This is a genomic window from Mycobacterium kyogaense (assembly GCF_003254575.1).
Classification (GTDB): domain Bacteria; phylum Actinomycetota; class Actinomycetes; order Mycobacteriales; family Mycobacteriaceae; genus Mycobacterium; species Mycobacterium kyogaense.
Window position 1 is genome coordinate 99,098 of record NZ_QJUA01000004.1, and the last position, 24,288, is coordinate 123,385.

15 protein-coding genes and 2 riboswitches are annotated in these 24,288 nt (G+C 70.4%); all 15 genes read left to right on the top strand.

Annotated features, from left to right (window positions below):
- Position 1 precedes the first annotated feature (1 nt).
- Positions 2 to 637 (top strand): CDP-alcohol phosphatidyltransferase family protein, encoded by a 636-nt coding sequence (locus DMB80_RS04840; protein ID WP_111508791.1) that lies wholly within the window; start codon positions 2 to 4, stop codon positions 635 to 637.
- Positions 634 to 1,512: a DUF881 domain-containing protein gene (locus DMB80_RS04845; protein WP_111508792.1), complete on the top strand. Its 879-nt coding sequence runs from the start codon at positions 634 to 636 to the stop codon at positions 1,510 to 1,512. The genes DMB80_RS04840 and DMB80_RS04845 overlap by 4 nt, the downstream gene beginning before the upstream one ends.
- Positions 1,509 to 1,841 carry a small basic family protein gene (locus DMB80_RS04850; RefSeq protein ID WP_046365297.1) on the top strand — a complete coding sequence of 111 codons (333 nt, stop codon included), beginning with the start codon at positions 1,509 to 1,511 and terminating at the stop codon, positions 1,839 to 1,841. The genes DMB80_RS04845 and DMB80_RS04850 overlap by 4 nt, the downstream gene beginning before the upstream one ends.
- Before the next feature lie 70 nt (positions 1,842 to 1,911).
- On the top strand, positions 1,912 to 2,673 hold the full coding sequence (locus DMB80_RS04855) for a DUF881 domain-containing protein (RefSeq protein WP_111508880.1): 762 nt from the start codon (positions 1,912 to 1,914) through the stop codon (positions 2,671 to 2,673).
- Positions 2,674 to 2,704: 31 nt separating this feature from the next.
- Positions 2,705 to 3,100: a glycine cleavage system protein GcvH gene (gene gcvH, locus DMB80_RS04860; protein ID WP_111508793.1), complete on the top strand. Its 396-nt coding sequence runs from the start codon at positions 2,705 to 2,707 to the stop codon at positions 3,098 to 3,100.
- Positions 3,101 to 3,246: 146 nt separating this feature from the next.
- Positions 3,247 to 3,717, top strand: a complete 471-nt coding sequence (gene garA, locus DMB80_RS04865) for a glycogen accumulation regulator GarA (RefSeq protein ID WP_046365295.1) — start codon at positions 3,247 to 3,249, stop codon at positions 3,715 to 3,717.
- Between the two features lie 38 nt (positions 3,718 to 3,755).
- A complete protein-coding gene (gene ftsR / locus DMB80_RS04870; RefSeq protein WP_111508794.1) occupies positions 3,756 to 4,505 on the top strand; it encodes a transcriptional regulator FtsR in 750 nt (249 codons plus the stop codon).
- Positions 4,506 to 4,597: 92 nt separating this feature from the next.
- Positions 4,598 to 5,092: a bifunctional nuclease family protein gene (locus DMB80_RS04875; RefSeq protein ID WP_046365293.1), complete on the top strand. Its 495-nt coding sequence runs from the start codon at positions 4,598 to 4,600 to the stop codon at positions 5,090 to 5,092.
- A 212-nt stretch (positions 5,093 to 5,304) separates the two neighbouring features.
- Positions 5,305 to 5,925, top strand: a complete 621-nt coding sequence (locus tag DMB80_RS04880; protein WP_046365292.1) for a MerR family transcriptional regulator — start codon at positions 5,305 to 5,307, stop codon at positions 5,923 to 5,925.
- Positions 5,926 to 5,967: 42 nt separating this feature from the next.
- Positions 5,968 to 6,061: riboswitch (glycine riboswitch) on the top strand.
- Between the two features lie 2 nt (positions 6,062 to 6,063).
- A riboswitch (glycine riboswitch) is annotated at positions 6,064 to 6,176 on the top strand.
- Positions 6,177 to 6,245: 69 nt separating this feature from the next.
- Positions 6,246 to 9,104 (top strand): aminomethyl-transferring glycine dehydrogenase, encoded by a 2,859-nt coding sequence (gene gcvP / locus DMB80_RS04885; protein ID WP_111508795.1) that lies wholly within the window; start codon positions 6,246 to 6,248, stop codon positions 9,102 to 9,104.
- Between the two features lie 29 nt (positions 9,105 to 9,133).
- On the top strand, positions 9,134 to 9,838 hold the full coding sequence (locus DMB80_RS04890) for a thioesterase II family protein (RefSeq protein WP_111508796.1): 705 nt from the start codon (positions 9,134 to 9,136) through the stop codon (positions 9,836 to 9,838).
- A gap of 565 nt (positions 9,839 to 10,403) precedes the next feature.
- Complete coding sequence (locus tag DMB80_RS04895; RefSeq protein WP_111508797.1) at positions 10,404 to 12,185, top strand: AMP-binding protein; 1,782 nt, start codon at positions 10,404 to 10,406, stop codon at positions 12,183 to 12,185.
- Complete coding sequence (locus DMB80_RS04900; RefSeq protein WP_111508798.1) at positions 12,182 to 17,668, top strand: type I polyketide synthase; 5,487 nt, start codon at positions 12,182 to 12,184, stop codon at positions 17,666 to 17,668. Before DMB80_RS04895 ends, DMB80_RS04900 begins: the two co-directional genes overlap by 4 nt.
- A gap of 96 nt (positions 17,669 to 17,764) precedes the next feature.
- Complete coding sequence (locus DMB80_RS04905) at positions 17,765 to 19,513, top strand: AMP-binding protein (RefSeq protein WP_162938411.1); 1,749 nt, start codon at positions 17,765 to 17,767, stop codon at positions 19,511 to 19,513.
- Positions 19,510 to 24,285, top strand: coding sequence for a type I polyketide synthase (locus tag DMB80_RS04910; protein ID WP_111508799.1), 4,776 nt, complete (start codon positions 19,510 to 19,512; stop codon positions 24,283 to 24,285). The genes DMB80_RS04905 and DMB80_RS04910 overlap by 4 nt, the downstream gene beginning before the upstream one ends.
- The last annotated feature ends 3 nt before the right edge of the window (positions 24,286 to 24,288 follow it).

The following is a 24,288-nucleotide window of genomic DNA, read 5'->3' on the forward strand; positions in this document are numbered from 1 at the left end:
CATGGCTCGCGGGTCCGAACCGGGGGACACCCCGGCACCGCGCGACCGGGTGTTGACGATCCCGAACGTGTTGTCGGTGCTGCGGCTCGTCCTGGTCCCGGTGTTCCTGGTGCTGCTGCTGGTCTCCCACCACACCGGGTGGGCGGTGGCGGTGCTGATGTTCAGCGGCGCCTCCGACTGGGCCGACGGCAAGATCGCCCGGCTGTTCGACAACCAGTCCTCGCGGCTGGGCGCGCTGCTCGACCCCGCAGTGGACCGCATCTACATGGTCGTGATCCCGATCGCGTTGGCCCTGGCCGGCGTCGTGCCGTGGTGGCTGGTGATCACGCTGCTGGGCCGCGACCTCGTGCTGGCGACGACGCTGCCGCTGCTGCGCAGCCGCGGCTTGACCGCGCTGCCCGTCACCTACATCGGCAAGGCCGCGACCTTCGCCCTGATGTCGGGGCTGCCACTGGTGCTGCTCGGGCAGGGCGACGCCGCCTGGCAGCCGCCGGTGCTGGCGTTCGGGTGGGGTTTCGTGATCTGGGGGACCGCGATGTACCTGTGGTCCGGCGTGCTCTACCTCATCCAGGTCGGCATGGTGGCGCGGTCCCTACCGCGCTCGGGTTCCGGGGGAACCGGGGTGCTGACCCCGTGACACAGCTGGGCGGCTTCGACCCGGCATCGGGGCGCAACGCGCACCGGGCAGGGGTGCCGACGCTGATCCCGGTCCCGTCGCTGCTGCGCTCCCTGCTCTCCGAGCACCTCGATGCGGGGTACGCCGCCGCGGCGCAGACGCCCCGCGGCCGCACCGACTGGCTGTGGCAGCTGGTGGCGGCGGCGCTGGTGGCGGCGGTGTTCGCGCTGGCCTGGTCCCAGGCGCGCGCGACGGCTCCCGGCGTGCGTGAATCCCAGCAGGTCCTGGTGACCAGCGTGCGCGCCGCCGAGGCGGCCACCGACGAGCTGACCGCGCGCCGCAACAGTCTGACCGCCGAAGCCGATGCGCTGCGGCGCAGCCGACTCGCCGGCGATGCGACCGGCAGGCAGCTGCTGAGCGACCTCGACCAGGCCGCGTTCGCCGCGGCCGCCACCCCGGTGATCGGGCCCGGCCTGACCGTGACCGTCACCGACCCGGGCGTCACCCGCGACCTGACCGACGTGTCCAAACAGCGCGTCGAAGGCAGCAGACAGGTGATCCTCGACCGCGACCTGCAGCTGGTCGTCAACTCGCTGTGGCTGGCCGGCGCCGAGGCGATCTCGGTGGGCGGAGTCCGCATCGGCCCCAACGTGACGATCCGCCAGGCGGGCGGCGGCATCCTGGTCGACAATCAACCCATCAGCAGCCCCTACGCCGTCGTCGCGGTCGGACCGCCGCACGCGATGGCCGACGCCTTCGACCGCAGCTCGGGTCTGCAGCGGCTGCGCCTGCTCGAATCGTCCTACGGCGTGCGCGTCACGGTGGCGGCCGGCGACGGCCTCACCCTGCCCGCCGGCTCCGTCCGCGACCTCACCTTCGCCAAAGGACTCCCGTGATCGGAATCGTCGCCCTGGTCATCGGCATCGTCATCGGTGTCGTGTTCCGTCCCAGCGTGCCGGAGGTGATCCAGCCCTACCTGCCGATCGCCGTCGTCGCCGCCTTGGACGCTGTGTTCGGCGGGTTGCGCGCCTACCTGGAGAACATCTTCGACGCCAAGGTCTTCGTGGTGTCCTTCGTGTTCAACGTGGTCGTGGCGGCGGTGATCGTCTACGTGGGCGATCAGCTCGGGGTCGGGACGCAGCTGTCCACCGCGATCATCGTGGTGCTCGGCATCCGCATCTTCGGCAATGCCGCCGCACTGCGGCGAAGGCTGTTCGGTGCCTGACAAGAGTCCGGCGCAGGAGCCGACGGACCAGCCGGCCGATCATCCGGCCGATCATCATGGCCGCCACGAGATGCCGCCACCGCCGCACGGCGGGGGACTGGACAGGTGGCGCCGCATCCCTCGTCACGGTCCCCGCAGCTCCGTCTTCGGGGTGCTTGCAGTCCTGCTGTGCCTGGTGCTGGGCATCGCGATCGCCACCCAGGTCCGGCAGACCGATTCGGGCGACGCCCTGGACACCGCCCGACCGGCCGACCTGCTGGTGCTGCTGGACTCGCTGCAGCAGCGCGAGGCCGCGTTGAACCGCGAAGTCACCGACCTACAGCGCACGCTGGCCGAACTGCAGGCCTCGGGCAGCAGTGACCAGGCCGCGATCGAGAACGCCCGCGCGCGGCTGGCCGCCCTGTCCATCCTGATCGGCACCGTGCCGGCGACCGGGCCGGGTGTCACGCTCACCATCGGCGACCCCTCGTCGGGGGTGGCCGCGGAGACCATGCTCGACGTGATCAACGAGCTGCGGGCCGCCGGCGCCGAGGCGATGGAGATCCGCGGCAGCGCCGGGGGTGACCAGTCGAGCGCGCGCATCGGTGTCGACACCTGGGTCGTCGGCCCTGCCGGCGCACTCGTGGTGGACTCCACCACGCTCAACCCGCCGTATTCGATTGTCGCCATTGGAGATCCGCCGACTCTCGCCGCGGCGATGAACATTCCAGGTGGAGCGATGGACAGCATCGAACGCGTCGGCGGATCGATGGTGATACAACAGTCCGACCGGGTCGACGTGACCGCCTTGCGGCAACCGAAACCTCGCCAATACGCTCAGCCCGTCAAATGAGAACCCGAGAACCAAGGAGCCGAGGAGCACTGTGACCGAGATCCCCGCCGACCTGTCCTACACCGAAGAGCACGAGTGGGTGGCGAAGACGGGCGACGACACGGTGCGCGTCGGCATCACCGATTTCGCGCAGTCGGCGCTCGGCGACGTGGTGTTCGTGCAGCTGCCGGACGTGGGTGCGCAGATCAGTGCGGGGGAGTCGTTCGGTGAGGTCGAGTCGACCAAGTCGGTGTCGGACCTCTACGCGCCGGTCACCGCGAAAGTCGTTGCCGTCAACACCGATTTGGACGCCAATCCGCAACTGGTGAACTCCGATCCGTACGGCGGCGGCTGGCTGGTGGAACTGCAGGCTGAGGGCGGTGCGCTGAGCGACGTGCTGGGCGCCCTACTCGACGCGGAGGCCTACCGCGCCCACGTGACCGAGTGAGGGTTGTTAGGGTCGCAGTCGACCATTGAGCGGATCCGGCCGTGGTGGACCCAATGGGGTCCACTGCGCGGTACGGTCGACACCAGCGGCGAGAGCGCTGGAGGTCCCGGCCGGAGATCGCCACAGCAGCCAGTGAGGAGCAGCGGGTGACGGAAAAAGACTTCACTTCGGGGGCCGACTCTGACGAAGTCACCGTGGAGACCACATCGGTGTTCCGCGCCGACTTCCTCAACGAGCTCGACGCTCCACCCGCCGCCGGCGGTGAGAGTGCGGTCTCGGGCGTGGAAGGCCTGCCCGTCGGGTCGGCGTTGCTCGTCGTCAAGCGCGGGCCGAACGCCGGCTCCCGCTTCCTGCTGGACCAGCCCACCACCTCGGCGGGCCGCCATCCTGACAGCGACATCTTCCTCGACGACGTCACCGTGAGCCGTCGGCACGCCGAGTTCCGCCTCGAGGGCGGCGAGTTCCAGGTCGTCGACGTGGGCAGCCTCAACGGCACCTACGTCAACCGGGAGCCCGTCGACTCGGCTGTGCTCGCCAACGGCGACGAGGTGCAGATCGGCAAGTTCCGCCTGGTGTTCCTGACCGGCCCCAAGGGCGCCGACGGCAGCTCCGACTGACCCGGAACTGACTCCACCCTCGACCGCGGCGACCAGCGATGACCCAACCCGAGACCTCGGGGCAGGCCCTGCCCGGGATGTCGATCGGCGTCGTCCTCGACACACTGCGCGGCGACTTCCCGGACGTCACGATCAGCAAGATCCGCTTCCTGGAAGCCGAGGGGCTGGTGACGCCGCAGCGCACGGCGTCGGGCTACCGCAGGTTCACCGCCTACGACTGCGCGCGGCTGCGGTTCATCCTGACCGCGCAGCGGGACCACTATCTGCCGCTCAAGGTCATCAAGGCCCAGCTCGACGCGCAGCCCGACGGTGAGCTGCCGCAGAGCCCGTCGGCATACGCCACGCGCCTGGTGCCCGTCGGCGCGACGGACGCCGACCACGACGGCGGGCAGGCCGCGCCCGCGCAGGCGCGGCTGAGCCGCGACGGCCTGCTGGAGCGGTCCGGGGTGAGCGACGAACTGCTCACCTCGCTGGTGAAGTCCGGGGTCATCACGCCCATCTTCAAGGGCGCGGGCACCGCGTTCTTCGACGAACACTCGGTGGTGATCGCGCAGTGCGCTCGTGCGCTGGCCGATTACGGGGTGGAGCCGCGTCATCTGCGCGCCTTCCGGTCCGCGGCCGACCGGCAGTCCGATCTGATCGCCCAGATCGCCGGACCCGTGGTGAAGGCGGGCAAGGCCGGCGCGCGTGACCGCGCGGACGATCTCGCGCGCGAAGTCGCGGCGCTTGCGATCACGCTGCACACGTCACTGATCAAATCGGCCGTACGCGACGTTCTGGATCGCTGAGGACTAGACTCGCCGTGACGGTTTTTCCGTCTCCTCCGGCCCCTTCGGGCCGGGCGGCTACAGCGCAACACCGGTGCGGAGGGTAGGCACAGATGGGCGAGGTTCGCGTGGTCGGAATCCGTGTGGAGCAGCCGCAGAACCAGCCCGTGTTGTTGCTCCGCGAGGCCGCCGGTGACCGCTATCTGCCGATCTGGATCGGCCAGTCCGAAGCCGCCGCGATCGCACTGGAACAGCAGGGTGTCGAGCCGGCGCGCCCCCTGACCCATGATCTGTTCCGCGATGTCATTGCGGCGCTGGGACATTCGCTCAAAGAGGTTCGCATCGTCGATCTGCAGGAGGGCACCTTCTACGCGGATCTGATCTTCGACCGCGACATCAAGGTCTCCGCGCGGCCGTCGGATTCGGTGGCCATCGCGTTGCGCGTCGGTGTGCCCATTTACGTCGAAGAGGCGGTGCTGGCCGAGGCCGGGCTGCTGATCCCCGACGAGAACGACGACGAGGCCCCCGGCGCCGTCCGTGAGGACGAGGTCGAGAAGTTCAAGGAGTTCCTCGACTCGGTGTCGCCCGACGACTTCAAGGCCACCTGAGCCGGCAACCTAAACCGACCTCTTGGTCACGGATGCGTCTCGTCGTGTTCGACACGCGCGGCGTGTTCCGGCAGGAGCCGAAACGACGGCGATACTTGCTTCCGACGGGCAGTCACAGCAGGCGTCCAAGCGTATGCTCGAACCTGGTTCGGGCTGGGATAACGTGCGCCCACGAGACGACGCAAGTTTCGATCGGCGAGAGGATTCGACACGTGGGAGACACGCCACGCCAGGAGCAGCTGGACCTGAACACCGGCGCGTCCGCGGACACCCTGCCCCGGGTCGCCGCGGAACCCGTGCAGGCCGGCCTGTTCCCCGATGACTCCGTGCCAGACGAACTCGTCGGCTATCGCGGGCCCAGCGCCTGCCAGATCGCCGGCATCACCTACCGCCAGCTCGACTACTGGGCGCGCACCTCGCTGGTGGTGCCCTCGATCCGCGGCGCGGCGGGCTCCGGGAGCCAGCGGCTGTACTCCTTCAAGGACATCCTGGTCCTCAAGATCGTCAAGCGGCTGCTCGACACCGGCATCTCCCTGCACAACATCCGCGTCGCCGTCGACCATCTGCGCCAGCGCGGCGTGTCCGATCTCGCCAACATCACCCTGTTCTCCGACGGCACCACGGTCTACGAGTGCACCTCCGCCGAAGAAGTGGTCGACCTGCTCCAGGGCGGTCAGGGCGTGTTCGGTATCGCGGTCTCCGGCGCGATGCGGGAGCTGACGGGCGCGATCGCCGATTTCCCCGGCGAACGCGCCGACGGCGGGGAATCGATCTCCGCACCCGAGGACGAGCTCGCCTCACGGCGCAAGCATCGCGACCGCAAGATCGGCTGACAGCGCACCTGCGCACGGCGGCCGGTAGACTCGGCTGCGCATCGCCCTCACGCGGGAGAGATCCGTGGCCGCCAGCCACGGGCGCCGAAGGAGCAACACCTCTCCGTCAACCTCTCAGGCCCCCGGACCGCGTCAGGCCCCGATGCCTCTGGAAAGCGGTGCATCGCACCCGCCCATGGGGAAAGGCAGCCCGTCCGTGATCACCGCGGTCGGCCGCCGAATCTCTCAGGCAGCCCGGACCGGGCGGACGACAGAGGGGGAGGCGCCGCAGCCCTGCGCGCCTCGCGCCCGAACGTCGGGAGACCCTCGTGTCTGACCCAGTGTCGAACAAGCCCGCCCCCCGCGAACTCACCTTCGTCGACCGCCACATCGGCCCCGACGCCGCCGCGGTCGCCACGCTGCTGGAGACCATCGGCGTCTCCTCTCTCGACGAGCTCGCCGCCAAGGCGCTGCCCGCCGGCATCCTCGATGCGGCCGGCGACGGGATCGCGCCCGGCCTCGACCATCTGCCGCCCGCGGCCACCGAAGCCGAGGCGCTGGCCGAACTGCGCGCGCTGGCCGAGGAGAACACCGTCGCGGTGTCCATGATCGGCCAGGGCTACTACGACACGCTGACCCCGCCGGTGCTGCTGCGCAACATCCTGGAGAACCCGGCCTGGTACACCGCGTACACCCCGTACCAGCCGGAGATCAGCCAGGGCCGTCTCGAGGCGCTGCTGAACTTCCAGACGATGGTGACCGACCTGACCGCGCTGGAGGTCGCCAACGCCTCGATGCTCGACGAGGCCACCGCCGCGGCCGAGGCGATGACGCTGATGCAGCGCGCCGTGCGCGGCTCCGGCCGCCGGCTCGCCGTCGATGTCGACGTGTACGCCCAGACCGCCGCGGTGCTCTCGACGCGTGCGCAGCCGCTGGGCATCGAGATCGTGACCGCCGACCTGCGTGACGGTCTGCCCGAGGGGGACTTCTTCGGCGTGATCGTGCAGCTGCCCGGCGCCAGCGGTGTCGTGCACGACTGGAGCCCGCTGGTCACCGAGGCGCACGAACGCGGCGCGCTCGTCGCCGTCGGCGCGGACCTGCTGGCGCTGACGCTGGTCGCCCCGCCGGGGGAGATCGGCGCTGACGTCGCGTTCGGCACCACCCAGCGCTTCGGCGTGCCGATGGGCTTCGGCGGCCCACACGCCGGCTATCTGGCCGTGCACGCGCAGCACGCGCGGCAGCTGCCCGGCCGGCTGGTCGGGGTCTCGGTGGACGCCGACGGGGCGCCGGCCTACCGCCTGGCTCTGCAGACCCGTGAGCAGCACATCCGCCGCGACAAGGCCACCAGCAACATCTGCACCGCACAGGTGCTGCTCGCCGTGATGGCCGCGATGTACGCGAGCTATCACGGCGCCGACGGGCTGCGCGCGATCGCGGCGCGCGTGCACGATCGGGCCCGCGCGGTGGCCGGCGGTCTGGCCGAGGCCGGGGTCGACGTCGTCCATCCCGCGTTCTTCGACACCGTGCTGGCCCGGGTGCCCGGCCGCGCCGGCGAGGTCGTCGACGCCGCGAAACGCCGGGGCATCAACCTGTGGTCCGTCGACGCCGACCACGTGTCGGTGGCCTGTGACGAGGTCACCACGGAGGCGCACGTGGCCGACGTGCTCGCCGCATTCTCCGGTGGTGCCACCGCGGTGCCGGCCGCTCTGGCGGGAGAAGACATCGCGAACCGCACCACCGATTTCCTGACCCACCCGGCGTTCACCTCCTACCGCACCGAGACCGCGATGATGCGGTACCTGCGCTCGCTGGCCGACAAGGACATCGCGCTGGACCGCAGCATGATCCCGCTGGGTTCCTGCACGATGAAGCTGAACGCGGCCGCCGAGATGGAGCCGATCACGTGGCCGGAGTTCGGCCGCCAGCACCCGTTCGCCCCGGCGTCGGACACCCCGGGGCTGCGCCGCCTGATCGCCGACCTGCAGGCGTGGTTGACCGGGATCACCGGATACGACGAGATCTCACTGCAGCCCAATGCCGGCTCGCAGGGCGAGTACGCCGGCCTGCTGGCGATCCAGGCGTACCACATCGCCGCCGGGCAGGCCGAGCGCAACGTGTGCCTGATCCCGTCGAGCGCCCACGGCACCAACGCCGCATCGGCGGCGCTGGCCGGCATGAAGGTCGTCGTCGTCGCCTGCCGCGAGAACGGTGACGTCGACCTCGACGATCTGCGTGCCAAGATCACCCAGCACGCCGAGCACCTGTCGGCGCTGATGATCACCTACCCGTCCACGCACGGCGTCTACGAGCACGACGTCGCCGACATCTGCGCCGCGGTGCACGACGCCGGCGGCCAGGTCTACGTCGACGGCGCGAACCTCAATGCGCTCGTCGGGCTGGCCCGGCCCGGCAAGTTCGGCGGCGACGTCAGCCACCTCAACCTGCACAAGACGTTCTGCATCCCGCACGGCGGCGGCGGTCCCGGCGTGGGCCCGGTGGCGGTGCGCGCGCATCTCGCGCCGTACCTGCCCGGGCACCCGCTGGCCTCCGAGCTCGGCGAGGACTACACCGTGTCCGCGGCGCCCTACGGTTCGGCATCGATCCTGCCGATCACGTGGGCCTACATCCGGATGATGGGGGCCCGCGGGCTGCGCTCGGCGACGCTGGTCGCGATCGCGTCGGCCAACTACATCGCACGACGCCTCGACGAGTACTACCCGGTGCTCTACACCGGCGAGAACGGCATGGTCGCCCACGAATGCATCCTGGACCTGCGCGGCATCACGAAGGCGACCGGTGTGACTGTCGACGACGTGGCCAAGCGGCTGGCGGACTTCGGGTTCCACGCACCGACGATGAGCTTCCCGGTGGCGGGCACGCTGATGGTGGAGCCGACCGAGAGCGAGTCGCTGGCCGAGGTGGACGCGTTCTGCGAGGCCATGATCGCTATTCGTGCCGAGATCGACAAGGTGGGCTCGGGCGAGTGGCCCGCTGAGGACAACCCGCTGCGCGGCGCCCCGCACACCGCGCAGAGCCTGCTGGTCGACGACTGGCAGCACCCGTACACCCGGGAGCAGGCGGCCTATCCGCTGGGGCACGGGTTCCGGCCGAAGGTGTGGCCGCCGGTGCGACGCATCGACGGTGCGTACGGCGATCGGAACCTAGTGTGCTCGTGCCCGCCCGTGGAGGCTTTCGCCTGAGGTGTTCAGCTAGTCGTTAAGGTGTCCCGGTGACGCAGCCCAGGTTGTTCATCTTTCCGCACGCCGGCGGGTCCGCGCAGTACTACGTGCCGTTCGCGAAGACGTTCACGATGGACGTCAAGCGGACCGCGGTGCAGTACCCGGGACAGCGCGGCAAGCAGGACTTCGCGTCGTTCACGAGTCTGCCGGCCCTCGCCGACGAGATCGTGACGATGGTGTCTCCGGAGAAGGACCACGGGGGACCGGTGTTCTTCTTCGGCCACAGCATGGGCGGACTGCTGGCCTTCGAGGTGGCGCGCCGGTTCGAGGCGGCCGGCCGGCCGATCAGCGGTCTGTTCGTGTCCGCCGTCGCCGCGCCGGGGCATGTCGGTTACGAGGACATTCCCGACGACGACGAGGGCCTGCTGGGTGCGGTGAGCACGATGACGGGGGCCAACCCGGAGTTCATGAAGAACCCCGAGTTCGCGGCCGCGATCCTGCCGACGCTGCGGGGCCTCAAGGCGATCGCGTCGTACAGCTGCCCGCCGGAGGTGACGCTGACCGGCCCGATCCATGCGTACTTCGGCGACGAGGACGAGATCGCGACCGCGCAGAAGGTCGCGCCGTGGGCGGACCGCACCCGCGCCGAGTTCTCCGCACGCGAGTTGCCCGGCCATCACTTCTATCTCAACGAGCAGCTCGGCGTCGTGGTGCCCGACATCGAGGCGAAGATCCAGGCCAGGATCGCCGGATAGCCTGGTCGCAGCCGTGTGGCTTTCGCCACACCCGTGTTCGAGAGGGCTGCCGGCGGCGGGTCGCGGAGCACATCAGGTCGGTCGGTGCGGAAAATGCGGATCGCCCCCGTGCGGCTGGCCGGACCTGCTTCTTACTGCAGAGTCAGGACGGTACTCGACGTGAACGTGCAGATTCCGCAAATCGTTTACGGACGCGTCAAAGCGAACGGAGCATGGCATTGCGCTGCCACGGCGGCTGCTTCGCATACCGGACCGTGCCTCGGTTGAGCAACCGGTCACCCGTTGGTGAGGTGGACGTTTGCCGAGCTGGCAAAATCGTCGAGGTTGCCCGGGGAATAAAATCGGCCGTCGGCGACGCGCATTCCGGGCGAAATGGCGGCCAATGGCGCAACTTCCCTCTGGCAAGCACTTCGTGGTCTAATCCTTGGTCGGATTACACGACATTTGTGACGGGTCGGTGTTAGCCTTCGGCCAAGCGGGGGATGCGCGGCCACGAGCTGGCGTCCGGTTTGCCACACGGCAATGGGGCCGGGACGCAGGATCTTTACGATGAAAGGACGTCGCCATGCCTTTGCTTGAGTCGACCATTCCTGGCCTCCTCGCCGAGCGCGCTCGGCAGCAGCCCGATGACCCGGCGTACACCTTCCTCGACTTCGACATCGACCCCAACGGGTTCGCCGAAACCCTGACGTGGTCGCAGGTCCACCATCGGGTGCAGGTCGTCGCCGCGGAGCTGCTGCGCCACGGGAGCAAGGGCGACCGCGCGGCCATCCTCGCCCCCCAGGGGCTGGAGTACATCGTCGCCTTCTACGGCGCGATGGCCGCCGGGATGATCGCGGTGCCGCTGCCGGTGCCGGCGATGGGTCAGCTCGATGAGCGCGTCAACGGCGCGCTGCGCGACTGCCAGCCCACCGCTGTGCTCACCACCTCCGCCGTCGTCGGCGAGATCCTCAACTACGTGGGCAACCTGCCCGGCGGCAACCCGCCGGCCGTCATCGAGGTCGACGCGCTGGACCTCGATTCGCCGGTGACCCCCGAGGTCAACGTCGGCCCGCTGCCCAAGAACGCCTACCTGCAGTACACCTCGGGCTCCACCCGGGCGCCCGCCGGCGTGATCATGACCCACCAGAACGTGATCGCGAACGTCAAGCAGGTGTTCGACGACTACATGGAGCACCGCAACGGCGTGCCGCCCCGCGACATCACGATGGTGTCCTGGCTGCCCTTCTACCACGACATGGGCCTCATCCAGGGTGTCTTCGCCTCGCTGCTGACCCCGAACGAGGACGACGGCGGGAAGCTGCACGGCCGCCCCGCGATCGTGATGAGCCCGGTCGCGTTCCTGCAGAAGCCGGCCCGCTGGATCCAGCAGCTCGCACTGAACAGCTGCGCCTGGTCGGCCGCGCCGAACTTCGCCTTCGAGCTGTCGGTGCGGCGCACCACCGACGCCGACCTCGAGGGCATGGACCTCAGCGGGGTGCTGGGCATCATCAGCGGCAGCGAGCGCATCCACTCGGCGACCATCCGTCGCTTCAACGAGCGGTTCACCAAGTTCGGCATGCCCACGACGACAGTGCTGCCGTCCTACGGTCTCGCCGAGGCCACCCTGTACGTGATCTCGGCGCCGATGGGCCACACCCCGTCGACCGTGCGCTTCGACTACGAGAAGCTGGCCGCCGGTCACGCCGAGCGCTGCGGCACCGAGTCCGGCACCGAGCTGGTCACCTACGGCGCACCGCGGTCGTCGACCATGCGCATCGTCGATCCGGAGACGTGTGTCGAGAACCCCGACGGCAAGGTCGGTGAGATCTGGATCCACGGCGCACAGGTCGCGATGGGCTACTGGCGGGACCCGCAGAAGACCGAGCGCACCTTCAACGGTCAGCTCGTCAACCCGTCGGAGGGCACGCCCGTCGGTCCGTGGCTGCGCACCGGCGACCTCGGCGTGATGAGTGAGGGCGAGATGTTCATCATCGGCCGCATCAAGGACATGCTGATCGTCGACGGCCGCAATCACTACCCGGACGACATCGAGGCCACCATCCAGGAGATCACCGGCGGCCGCGTCGCTGCGATCTCGGTTCTCGACGACACCAGCGAGCAGCTGGTCGCCGTGGTCGAGCTGAAGAAGAAGGGCACCTCGGAGGCCGAAGCGCTGGACAAGCTCAAGGCCGTCAAGCGTGAGGTCGCCTCGGCGATCAAGAAGACCCACAGCGTGCGGGTGTCCGATCTGGTTCTCGTCGCTCCCGGATCCATCCCGATCACCACCAGTGGCAAGATCCGGCGCTCGGCCTGCGTGGACCGCTATCGCTCCGACGAGTTCAGCCGGTTGGACGTCACTACATGACCTCTGCTTTCGACGAGGATGCACTCCGGCACTGGTTGGTCGACTACCTGGTCACCAACATCGGATGCAGCCCTGACGAAATCGATCTCGATGCTCCGCTGAACGACCTCGCCGTCGGGTCCAGTGACGCCGTCGTGCTGACCGGTGAGCTGTCCGAACTGCTGGGTCGCACCGTGTCGCCGGTCGAGTTCTGGCAGTACCCGACGATCAACGCGCTGGCGAAGTTCCTGACCGGCGGCGAGGTCGATCCGCTCGACGGTGCCGCCGGTGCGATGGCCGCCGTCCGGGACAGTGGCCGGGCCGACCACGACGACGCGATCGCCGTGATCGGTCTGGGGCTGCGGCTCCCCGGCGGGGCCGACGCGGACGGCAACATCGAGGGACCCGAGCAGTTCTGGGAGTTCCTGACCGAGGGCCGGTCCGCCGTGCGCGAGGTGCCCGCCGACCGCTGGGAATCGTTCCGGATCGACTCGCCCGAGGCGGCCGCAGCACTGGCCGGCACCACCCGGTGGGGATCGTTCCTGCGTGACGTCGACGCGTTCGACGCCGAGTTCTTCGAGATCTCCCCGAGCGAAGCCGACAAGATGGACCCCCAGCAGCGGCTGCTGCTCGAGGTCACCCACGAGGCGCTCGAGCACGCCGGTATCCCGGCCCACAGCCTGCGGCACACCCAGACCGGGGTCTTCGCGGCGGCGTGTCTGGGGGAGTACGGCTACCTGTCGACCACCGACCTCGGCGATGTCGACTCGTGGTCCGGCACCGGCGGCGCGCTCTCCATCATCGCCAACCGCGTGTCGTACTACTTCGACCTGCGCGGCCCGTCGATGACCATCGACACCGCCTGTTCGTCGTCGCTGGTGACGATTCACCTGGCGTGCCAGAGTCTGCGCGCCGGCGATTCGGACGTCGCCCTGGCGGCGGGTGTGAACATGGTGCTGTCGCCGGCCGTGACCCGCAGCTTCGACCAACTCGAGGCCATGTCGAAGACCGGGCAGTGCCATGCGTTCGACGCCTCCGCGGACGGGTTCGTGCGCGGCGAGGGCGCCGGGGTGGCGGTACTCAAGCGGCTCTCGGATGCGCAGCGCGACGGCGACCGGGTGCTGGCGGTCATTCGCGGCTCGGCGGTCAACCAGGACGGCCGGTCCAACGGGCTGATGGCACCGAACCCGGCCGCCCAGATGGCCGTGCTGCGGTCGGCCTACGCTGCCGCGGGTGTCGAGCCCCGCGAGGTGGACTACGTGGAGGCGCACGGCACCGGCACGCTGCTGGGTGACCCGATCGAGGCCCGCGCGCTGGGCACCGTGCTCGGCAAGGGCCGGCCCGCCGACCGCCCGCTGCTGCTGGGCGCGGTGAAGTCGAACCTCGGGCACCTGGAGGCCGCGGCCGGTATCGCCGGGTTCGCCAAGGCTGTGCTGTCGCTGCAGCACAACGTGATTCCGGCCAACCTCGGCTATCGAACCCCGAACCCGCACATCCCGTTCGAGAATCTGCGCCTGCGGGTCGTCGCCGAGCCCACCGACTGGGCGCCGGCCGCGCGGCCGCGCCGGGCCGGGATCTCGTCGTTCGGTTTCGGCGGCACCAACGCGCACGTCGTCATCGAGGAGGCGCCCCGGGCGGCGGCGGCACCCGCGTCCGAGCCCGCCTCCGAGCCCGACCCGGCCGTGACCACGCTCGTCGTGACCGGCCGCACGCCGGACCGCGTCGCCGCGCAGGCGGGGATGCTGGCCGACTGGATGGCCGGCGCCGGCGCAGAGACGTCACTGGCCGAGGTCGCGCACGCGCTCAACCATCACCGCTCCCATCACAACAAGTTCGCGACCGTGGCCGCCCGCGACCAGGCGCAGGCCATTGCAGGTCTGCAGGCGCTGGCCACGGGCCAATCCGCCCCCGGCGTCGTCGGCCCCCATGTCGGGGCCTGCACGCCGGGCCGGGTGTTCGTGTATTCGGGTCAGGGGTCGCAGTGGGCCGGGATGGGTCGGCAGCTGCTGGCCGATGAGCCGGCGTTCGCCGCGGCGGTGGCCGAGATCGAGCCGGTGTTCGTGGAGAAGGTCGGTTTCTCGCTGCACGAGGTGATCGCCGAGGGCCGTGCGGTCAGCGGAGACGCCGAGGTGCAGCCGGTGCTGATGGGTCTGCAGCTGGCGTTGACCGAGCTGTGGGGGTCCTACGGCGTGCATCCGGATGCGGTGATCGGGCACTCGATGGGCGAGGTCACCGCGGCCGTGGTCGCGGGCGCGTTGAGTCTGGCCGATGGTCTGACGGTGATCGCGGCCCGCTCGTCGATCATGTCCCGGCTCGCCGGCCAGGGCGCCGTCGCACTCGTGGAACTCGATCCCGATGCGGCCCAGACGCTGATCGCCGATCATCCGAGCGTCGAGATCGCCGGCTTCGTGTCGCCGCGTCAGACGGTCGTCGCGGGCCTGCCCGACGAGGTCGATGCGGTGATCGCCGCCGTCGGCGCGCAGGACCGGTTCGCCCGCCGCGTCAACATGGAGGTCGCCTCCCACACCGCGCTGATGGACCCGGTGCTGCCGGATCTGCGCGAGGCATTCGCCGGCATCACCCCGCGCACCCCGTCGATCCCGTTCCTGTCCACCGTTGTCGATGCCGAGGATCCGACGCTCGACGCCGACTACTGGGTGGCCAATGTGCGCCAGCCGGTGCAGTTCAGCCGGGCGATCGAGGCGGCCGCGCAGGAGATCGGCACGTTCGTCGAGATCAGCCCCAATCCGATCCTGACCTACGCGATCGCCGACACGCTCACCACCGGGCACCATCACGCGCTGGGCACGCTGGTGCGCGACGGCGACGACGCGGTGTCGTTCCACACCGCTCTGAACGCCACCCACACCACGCATCCCCCCGAGACGGAGCATCCCGCCCATCCTGGCGGTGCGCGGGTCGCGCTGCCGACCACACCGTGGCACCGCACCCGGCACTGGGCGATCCGGAAACCGTCGTCCTCCGGTGCCACCGCACCCCGCCCGGGCACCGTGCTGGGCGGCCACACCGCCGTCGCCGGTCCGCAGCCCGGACATCTGTGGCAGGCCCGGCTGACGCCGCAGGCCCGGCCGTACCCGGCCCCGCACCGGTTCGCGGGCGTGGAGATCGTGCCGCTGTCGGTGTTGCTCCACACGCTCGCGCTGGCCGCCGAGCAGACGGGTGCCGCCGCGCTCGCCGACGTGCGCTTCGAGTTCCCGATCGCCCTCGATTCACCCCGCGTGGTGCAGGTCTACGCCGACGCGGACGTCGTGACGATCTCGTCGGCCACCGGGGACGACACTCGGGCCAGTAGCTGGGTCCGACATGTCAGCGCGCGGATCCACCGGGACACGATCGGTCCCGCCGAACCGGCCGACTCCGATGTGGCGGGGTACGACCCCACCGCACTGGCCGAACTCCACCACGCGTGGGGGATCGACGGGCTGGCGTACCCCTGGACGGTCAGCGGACACGCTCAGGTACGCGGTGAAGCGCGCACCGAGGTGACGTTCGCCGACGCTCCCGAGGCGCCGCTGGCCGCAGCGCTGGATGCCGCCGTCAACCTGGGGCGCCTGGTCGACGCGTCCACGCCCGGTCTGCTGGTGCCTGCCGCGATCGAGTACGTCCTCGTCGGCGACTCCCACGCGGGCCTCGGCACCGTCGTGACCCGCCACCGCGGCCGCACCGGCGACGACCTCGTCGTCGACCTGTCCGTCGAATCCGAGGGCGGCACCGTCGTCGCCGATCTGCGCGGCATCCGCTACACCGCCGTCGACGTCGACGAGGCGGCCCCGGCCGCCGAACCGCGTCGCATCGCACACCGGCTCGATTGGCAGCCCGTGACCACCGAGTCGGCGGGCACCGACACGGGGCCGGTCGCCGTCGTCGGCTCCGGCGCCCTCGCCGCAGCACTGCGCCGGACCGTCGGTTCCGACACACACTCCGGGGCTGATGTCGCGCAAGCCCGCACGGTCGTGTTCGTCGCCGACTCCGACGGGCCGTCCGCGCAGGAGACGGCTGTCCGGCTCACCACCGAGGTGGGGGAGCTCGTCGCCGAGCTCGCCGACCGGGAGCCGCGCAACCCCGCGACGCTGTGGCTGATCACGCACGGTGTCTTCGAGTCGGCCACCGAGTCGGCGCTGCGTCAGAGCCCACTGTGGGGGCTGGCCGGTGTCATCGGCGCCGAGCAGCCGCAGCTGTGGGGCGGTCTGATCGACATGCCCGACGCCGACACCGACGCCAGTGCGCTGACGGGGCTGATCTCCAGCCCGGTCAAGTCCGTGGCCGTATGGCGCGACGGCGCTCTGCTGACCCCGACGCTGGCCGAGATCGCCGAACCGCCGACACGTGCGGCGCTGCACTGCCGGCCCGACGCCGCCTACCTGATCACGGGCGGTATGGGCGCGCTGGGTCTGCTGATGGCCGACTGGCTCGCCGACCGGGGTGCCCGCCGCATCGTGCTGGCCGGCCGCACCGCGCTACCGCCACGACGTGAGTGGGCTGAGGCCACCGAGCCCGACCTGCGGCACAAGATCGACGCGATCCGAGCGCTGGAGCTGCGTGGAGTCAGCGTCGACACCGTCGCAGTCGACATCGCCGATCGCGATGCGGTGGCCGCGGTGCTGGATCGCCGCGACGCCGACGGCGCGCCGCCGATCCGCGGCGTCATCCACGCCGCCGGTATGACCGAGGCGCAGCTGCTCACCGAGCTGGCACCCGAGCGCGTGCACCGCACGGTGTGGCCGAAGATCGCCGGCGCCCAGGTGCTCGCGGATCTCTTCCCACCCCAGGCTCTCGACTTCCTGTACCTGGCCGCCTCGGCGGGTGCGGTGTTCGGTATCCCGGGTCAGGGCGCCTACGCCGCGGGCAACGCCTACCTCGACGCGCTGGCCCGCGCCCGGCACGCCCAGGGCGACAACACGGTCAGCCTGGACTGGGTCGCCTGGCGCGGCCTCGGGTTCGGCAGCGAGGCGCAGGTCGTGGTGTCCGAACTGGAGCGGGTGGGCTCGCGTCCCGTCGCAGCCGGCGAGGCGTTCGCGGCGTGGGACCACGTCACCCGGTTCGACATCGACCAGGTCGTGATGGCCCCGATGGACTCGGCGCAGGATGCGGCCGCGGTCACCGCAGACCGCCCGGCCGCGCCGACGCGGAACTGGGCGGCGCTGGACCGCGACGAGTTGCTCGCCGAGCTGCGCGACGGGCTGCGCGGCATCCTCGCCACCGAGCTGCGGCTGCCGGAGAGCGACGTGCTGACGGATCGGCCGTTCGCCGAGATGGGGCTGAACTCGGTGATGGCGATGTCGATCCGCCGGGAGATCGAGCGGCTGGTCGGGCTGGAGTTGTCGGCGACGATGCTGTTCAACCATCCGACGATCGACAGCTTCGCGGGCTATCTGGCGCAGCAGCTGAACCCCGACGCCGGTGGCGACGATGCCGCGGCCGACGACGATGACGACGAGGACAGCCTGCTGGACTCGCTGTTCGACAGCGTCGAGTCGAACTGACCGCACGAGCGTGCCGATGCGACCGAACCACCAGAATTTCCCGGATCGACCCGACACGCGAGACCATGTCGGGAGATGTTTGCGAAAGGACCACTGATGCCAGCACTGACGGCGCCCACCGTGACGACCATTCCCGCGCTCCTCGCCGACCGTGCGCAGCAGCAGCCCGACGATGACGCCTACACGTTCTTCGACTACGAGGCCGACCCCGCGGGCATCGCCGAGACGCTGACCTGGTCCGAGGTGCACCACCGGGTCCGCGTGGTGGCCGCGAAGCTGGCCACCCTCGGCTCTCCGGGCGACCGCGCCGTGATCCTCGCGCCGCAGGGCCTGGAGTACATCATCGGCTTCCTCGGCGCCATCGAGGCCGGGTTCATCGCGGTGCCACTGACCATGCCGCAGCTGCGTCAGCACGACGAACGTGTCACCGGCGCGATGAAGGACTCTCAGCCCGTCGCCGTGCTGACCACCTCGGCCGTCGTCGACGACATCCGTCACTACGGTCAGCTCGACCGCCAGCGCGCGCCGAAGTTCCTCGAGGTCGACACGCTGGACTTCGATTCGCCGCTGCGGCCGGCCGCGCCGGTGGCCCTGCCGAAGACCGCCTACCTGCAGTACACGTCGGGCTCGACCCGGCTACCCGCCGGTGTGGTGGTCAGCCACCGCAACGTGCTGGTCAACGTCGCCGAGCTGCTCACCGACTACTACGAGGCCTACCCGGACGGGCGGGCGCCCGAAGACACCACGGTGGTGTCGTGGCTGCCCTTCTATCACGACATGGGCCTGATCGTCGGCGTGTTCATCCCGATCATGCTGGGCACCCCGGCCGCGCTCATGAGCCCGATCTCGTTCATGCAGAAGCCGTCCCGGTGGATGCAGCTGCTCGGCTCGCACCCCAGCGCCTTCACCGCGGCCCCGAACTTCGCGTTCGAGCTCGCCGTCAAGCGGACCAGCGACGACGACATGGCCGGCAAGGACCTCAGCACCGTCGCGGTGATGATCAACGGCGCCGAGCGCGTGCACGGCACCACCGTGCGTCGGTTCAACGAGCGCTTCGCCGCGTTCGGGCTGTCCGATGCCGCGATGCGGCCGTCGTACGGTCTGGCCGAGGCGACGGTCTACGTGGTGGCCACGGCGGGCGGGCGGCCTCCGACGTCGGTGCGGTTCGACTACGAGAAGCTGGCGGCGGGGCAGGCCGTGCGCAGCGAGGTCGCCGATGACGGTACCGAGCAGATCGGGCTGGGCGTTCCGCGGACCACCACGGTACGGGTGGTCGATCCGGAGACTCTGACGGAGAACCCGGCAGGCACGATCGGCGAGGTGTGGCTGCACGGTGAGCACGTCGCCGGCGGCTACTACCAGAACCCCGAGCTGACCCAGAAGCTGTTCTCCGGGCAGCTGGCCGAGCCGAGCGCAGACACCCCGAAGGGCCCGTGGCTGCGCACCGGCGATCTCGGCGTGATGTTCGACGACGAGCTGTTCATCGTCGGTCGCATCAAGGACCTGCTGATCGTCGACGGCCGCAACCACTACCCGGACGACATCGAGGGCACGGTCGCGGAGTTCACTGGAGGCCGCGTCGCGGCGATCTCGGTGCCCGACGGCGCGAGCGAGAAGCTGGTGGTGATCGCCGAGCTGAAGAAGCAGGTCGATCCGGCGCAGCTGGATGCGGTCACCCAGCAGGTCACCTCGGCGATCTCGATGACCCACAGCGTGCGCCTCGCCGACTTTGCGCTGGTGCCGCCGGGTTCGCTGCCGCTGACCACCAGCGGCAAGGTGCGCCGCGCGATGAGCGCCGACCTGTACCGCGACAACAAATTCAACCGGTTGGACGCCACTAGATGACCTCTGCTTTCGACGAGGCTGCTGTTCGTCGCTGGTTGACCGACTACCTGGTTGAGAACAACGGTTGCAGTCCTGAGCACATCGCGCGCGGCGCCTCCATGCATGACCTGGGGGTGGGCTCGCGCGACGCCGTGGTGCTGACCGGGGTCCTGTCGGAGTACCTGGGCAGGCCGGTGTCCCCGGTGGATTTCTGGCAGTACCCGACGGTCGATGCGTTGGCGAAGTTCCTCACCGGCGGCGAGGTCGAGCCGGTCGAGGATGCTGTCGGCGCGCGTGCCGGGGCCTCGGCCGACGAGCCGATCGCCGTGGTCGGGCTCGGGCTGCGGCTCCCGGGCGGCGCTGAGTCCGACGGCAACATCGAGGGCCCGGATGCGTTCTGGGACTTCCTGACCGAGGGCCGGTCCTCGGTGGTCGAGGTGCCCGCCGAGCGCTGGGCGCCGTTCGACGACGGCACCGCCGACGGCGCCTCCGCGCTGGCGAACACCACCCGCTGGGGTTCCTATCTGCGCGACGTCGACGCGTTCGACGCCGAGTTCTTCGAGGTGATCCCGCGCGAAGCCATGCGGATGGATCCGCAGCAGCGGCTCCTGCTGGAGGTCACCCACGAGGCGCTGGAGAACGCCGGCATCCCCGCCGACACGCTGGCCGAGACCCGCACGGGCGTGTTCGCGGGTGCGAGCGCCGCGGACTACGCGCAGCTCGGCGCTGCGGACCTGAGTGCGATCGACGCCTGGTACAGCACCGGCGGGTCGATCAGCATCATCGCCAACCGCGTCTCCTACTTCTTCGATTTCCGCGGCCCGTCGGTCACCGTGGACACCGCGTGTTCGTCGTCGCTGGTCGCGATCCACCTGGCGTGCCAGAGCCTGCGAACCGGCGATTCGGATGTTGCGCTCGCCGCGGGTGTGAACCTGCTGCTGTCGCCGGCGGGCACGCGCAGCCTGGACCAGGCCGACGCGATGTCGAAGACCGGGCAGTGCCATGCGTTCGACGCCTCCGCGGACGGGTTCGTGCGCGGTGAGGGCTGCGGGGTGGCGGTGCTCAAGCGGCTCTCGGATGCGCAGCGCGACGGCGATCGAGTGCTGGCGGTGATCCGCGGCTCGGCGGTCAACCAGGACGGCCGGTCCAACGGTCTGATGGCGCCGAACCCGTCAGCGCAGATGGCGGTGCTGCGCGCCGCGTATGCCGCCGCCGGAGTGGATCCCCGCGAGGTGGACTACGTGGAGGCGCACGGCACCGGCACGCTGCTGGGTGATCCGATCGAGGCGCGCGCGCTGGGCACTGTGCTCGGCAAGGGCCGGCCTGCCGACCGTCCGCTGCTGGTGGGCGCGGTGAAGTCGAACCTCGGGCATCTGGAGGCCGCGGCCGGTATCGCCGGATTCGCCAAGGCGGTGCTGTCGCTGCAGCACAACGTGATTCCCGCCAACCGCGGATACGAGACCCCGAACCCGCACATCCCGTTCGACAAGCTGCGGCTGGCCGTGGTCGCCGAACACACCGACTGGGCGCCGGCCGGCCGGCCCCGCCGGGCCGGCATCTCGTCGTTCGGTTTCGGCGGCACCAACGCCCACGTCGTCATCGAGCAACCGCCGGTTGCCGCGCCCGTCGAGCCCCCGGCCGAAACTGCGGTGACCACGCTCGTCGTGTCGGGCCGTACGCCCGAGCGCGTCGCTGCACAGGCGGGGATGCTGGCGGAGTGGATGGCCGGTGCCGGCGCGGAGGCGTCGCTGGCCGAGGTCGCGCATTCGGTGAATCACCACCGCTCGCAGCATCCGACGTTCGCGACCGTGGCAGCGCGTACCCGCGCCGATGCGATCGCGGGTCTCGAGGCGCTGGCCGCCGGTCAGTCCGCTGCCGGGGTGGTCCCCGCCGGCGCCGCCGTTCCGAAGCCGGGCACGGTGTTCGTGTATTCGGGTCAGGGGTCGCAGTGGGCCGGGATGGGTCGGCAGCTGTTGGCCGATGAGCCGGCGTTCGCGGCGGCGGTGGCCGAGATCGAGCCGGTGTTCGTGGAGAAGGTCGGTTTCTCGCTGCACGAGGTGATCGCCGAGGGCCGTGCGGTCAGCGGAGACGCCGAGGTGCAGCCGGTGCTGATGGGTCTGCAGCTGGCGTTGACCGAGTTGTGGCGCTCGTACGGGGTGCATCCGGATGCGGTGATCGGGCATTCGATGGGCGAGGTCACCGCGGCCGTGGTCGCGGGCGCGTTGAGCGTGGCCGATGGTTTGACGGTGATCGCGGCCCGCTCGTCGATCATGTCCCGGCTCGCCGGCCAGGGCGCCGTCGCGCTGCTCGCCGTCGACGAGGACACCGCGGCCGCGCACATCGCGGCCCATCCGAGCGTCGAGATCGCCGGCTATCTGTCCCCGCGCCAGACCGTGGTCGCGGGCCTACCGGACGAGGTCGACGCCGTGATCGCCGCCGTCGGCGCGCAGAACGCGTTCGCGCGCCGCGTCAACATGGTCGTCGCCTCCCACACCGCGCTGATGGACCCGGTGCTCGCCGACATCAAGGCCGCGCTGTCGGGCATCACGCCCGCCGCGCCGACACTGACGTTCCTGTCGACGGTCACCGATCCCGGTCAGACGCCGGCGCTGGACGCCGACTACTGGGTGGCCAATGTGCGCCGGCCGGTGTGGTTCAGCCGCGCCGTCGCGGCCGCGGCTGCCGACCACGGCACGTTCGTGGAGATCAGCCCGCACGCCACGATGGGTCAACCGATCGCCACGACCCTGGCCGACGAGGCCGGCATCCTCTCGATCGGCACGCTGGCCCGCGACGCCGATGACACCGTCACGTTCCACACGAACCTCAACGCGACCCACACCTCCCGGCCGCCGCAGACCCCGCACCACGGCGAGCCGCATGTGGTGCTGCCCGCGACCCCGTGGCAGCACACCCGGCACTGGGTGGACGTGCGGCCGCTGCGGCGCGCCACCGAGGGGGTCCAGGGCACCCTCCCGGCCGACGCCACGGTGCCGGCGGAATGGTTCTGCGATCTCACCTGGCCGGTGAAACCGCTTGTTGCGCAACCCCATACGGCTGAGCAAGGCCGGTGGTTGGTGGTCGGTGACGTCCGCGTCGGAGACGCGATGGCCCACCTGCTGGGCAGCCCGGTCACCACCCGTGCCGCCGCCGACGACGGTCTCGCCGAGGCCATGGCCGCTGCCACCCACGTGCTCTACGCGCCGGACGCCGGCGACGCGGGCGACCTGGGTTACGGCCTGTTCGAGACCGGGCGCGCCATCGCCGCGGCCGCTGCTGAGAGCACGTCGCCGCCGGCGGTGTACCTGCTCACCCGCAACGCCCAGCCTGTCAACGAGGGCGACCGGGCCGATCCCGCCCAGGCGGTGCTCTGGGGGCTCGGCCGCACGCTGGCCCTCGAGCATCCCGACATCTGGGGCGGCCTGATCGACGTCGACGCCTCGGTTCCGGCCCCGGTGGCCGCCCGCTGGCTGCTCGCCGAGGCGCACGCCGGCGACGGCGAGGACCAGGTGGTCTACCGCGCCGGGGCACGGCGGGTCGCGCGGCTGGTGCACCAGCTGCCCACCGCCCCGGCGAGCGCCGGACTGAACCCGGACGTGGCGCACCTGGTGATCGGCGCCACCGGCAACATCGGGCCCCGGCTGATCGAGGAGCTCGCCCGGATGGGCGCGAAGACCGTCGTCGCCGTGTCCCGGAACCCCGGCGGCCGGCTCGACGAGCTGACCGCGCGGCTGGCGGCGTCGGGCACCACGGTGGTCACCGCGGCCGCCGACGCCGCCGACGAGGCGGCGCTGAGCGCACTGTTCGACCGGTTCGGCAAGGATCTGCCCCCGCTGGGCGGCATCTACCTCGCCGCGATGAGCGGCGGACCGGTGACGCTGGCGGACATGACCCACGACGACGTGGTCGCGATGTTCCGCTCCAAGATCGACGCGGTCGCACTGCTCGACACGCTGTCGCTGGACCACCCGGTCGAGCAGTTCGTGCTGTTCTCCTCGATCTCGGGCATCCTGGGCTCGCGGTGGCTGGCCCACTACGCGGCGACGACGACGTTCCTGGACACGTTCGCGTTCGCGCGGCGCGCCGCGGGGTTGCCGGCGTGCGCGATCAACTGGGGGCTGTGGAAGTCGCTGGCCGACGTGCAGACCGGTTTCGAGAAGCAGGCCACCGCCGAGTCCGGTCTCGAGCCGATGCCCGATGACGTCGCGATCTCGGCGCTGCGGCTGTTCACCGGGCCGGGCGCACCCGCCCGGGCGACGGTGGTCGCCGCCGACTGGCCGCGCCTGGCGGCGGCCTATCACACCCGTGCGCAGCTGCACATCCTCGACGACCTGCTGGCCGAAGATCCCACGACGACGGCGTCAACCGGGGACACCGCGTTTCGGACCGCGTTGCGTGACGCGCGGCCCGAGCAGCGCAAGGATTTGCTGGCCGACCACGTCGGAGCGCAGGTCGCGGCGGCGATGGGCCTGGCCTCGGCCCACACGCTGGACCCGACGGTGGGCTTCTTCCAATTCGGCATGGATTCGCTGATGAGCGTAACGTTGCAGCGCTCGCTGAGCGAAAGTCTGGGGGAGGTGCTGCCCGCTTCGGTCGTCTTCGACTATCCGACCATCGAAGCGCTCACCGATTATCTGGCGTCGGTGCTGCCTGAGATAATCGAGACCGCCGGTAACGACGACGAGGTCGCCGGCGCCCCCCAGGACGGTGACCTGGACGGGGATGACGAAGACGCCTACGACGACCTGGCCGAGGACGAACTGCTGGCCAGGCTCTCGGAACGACTGAATTGAGTG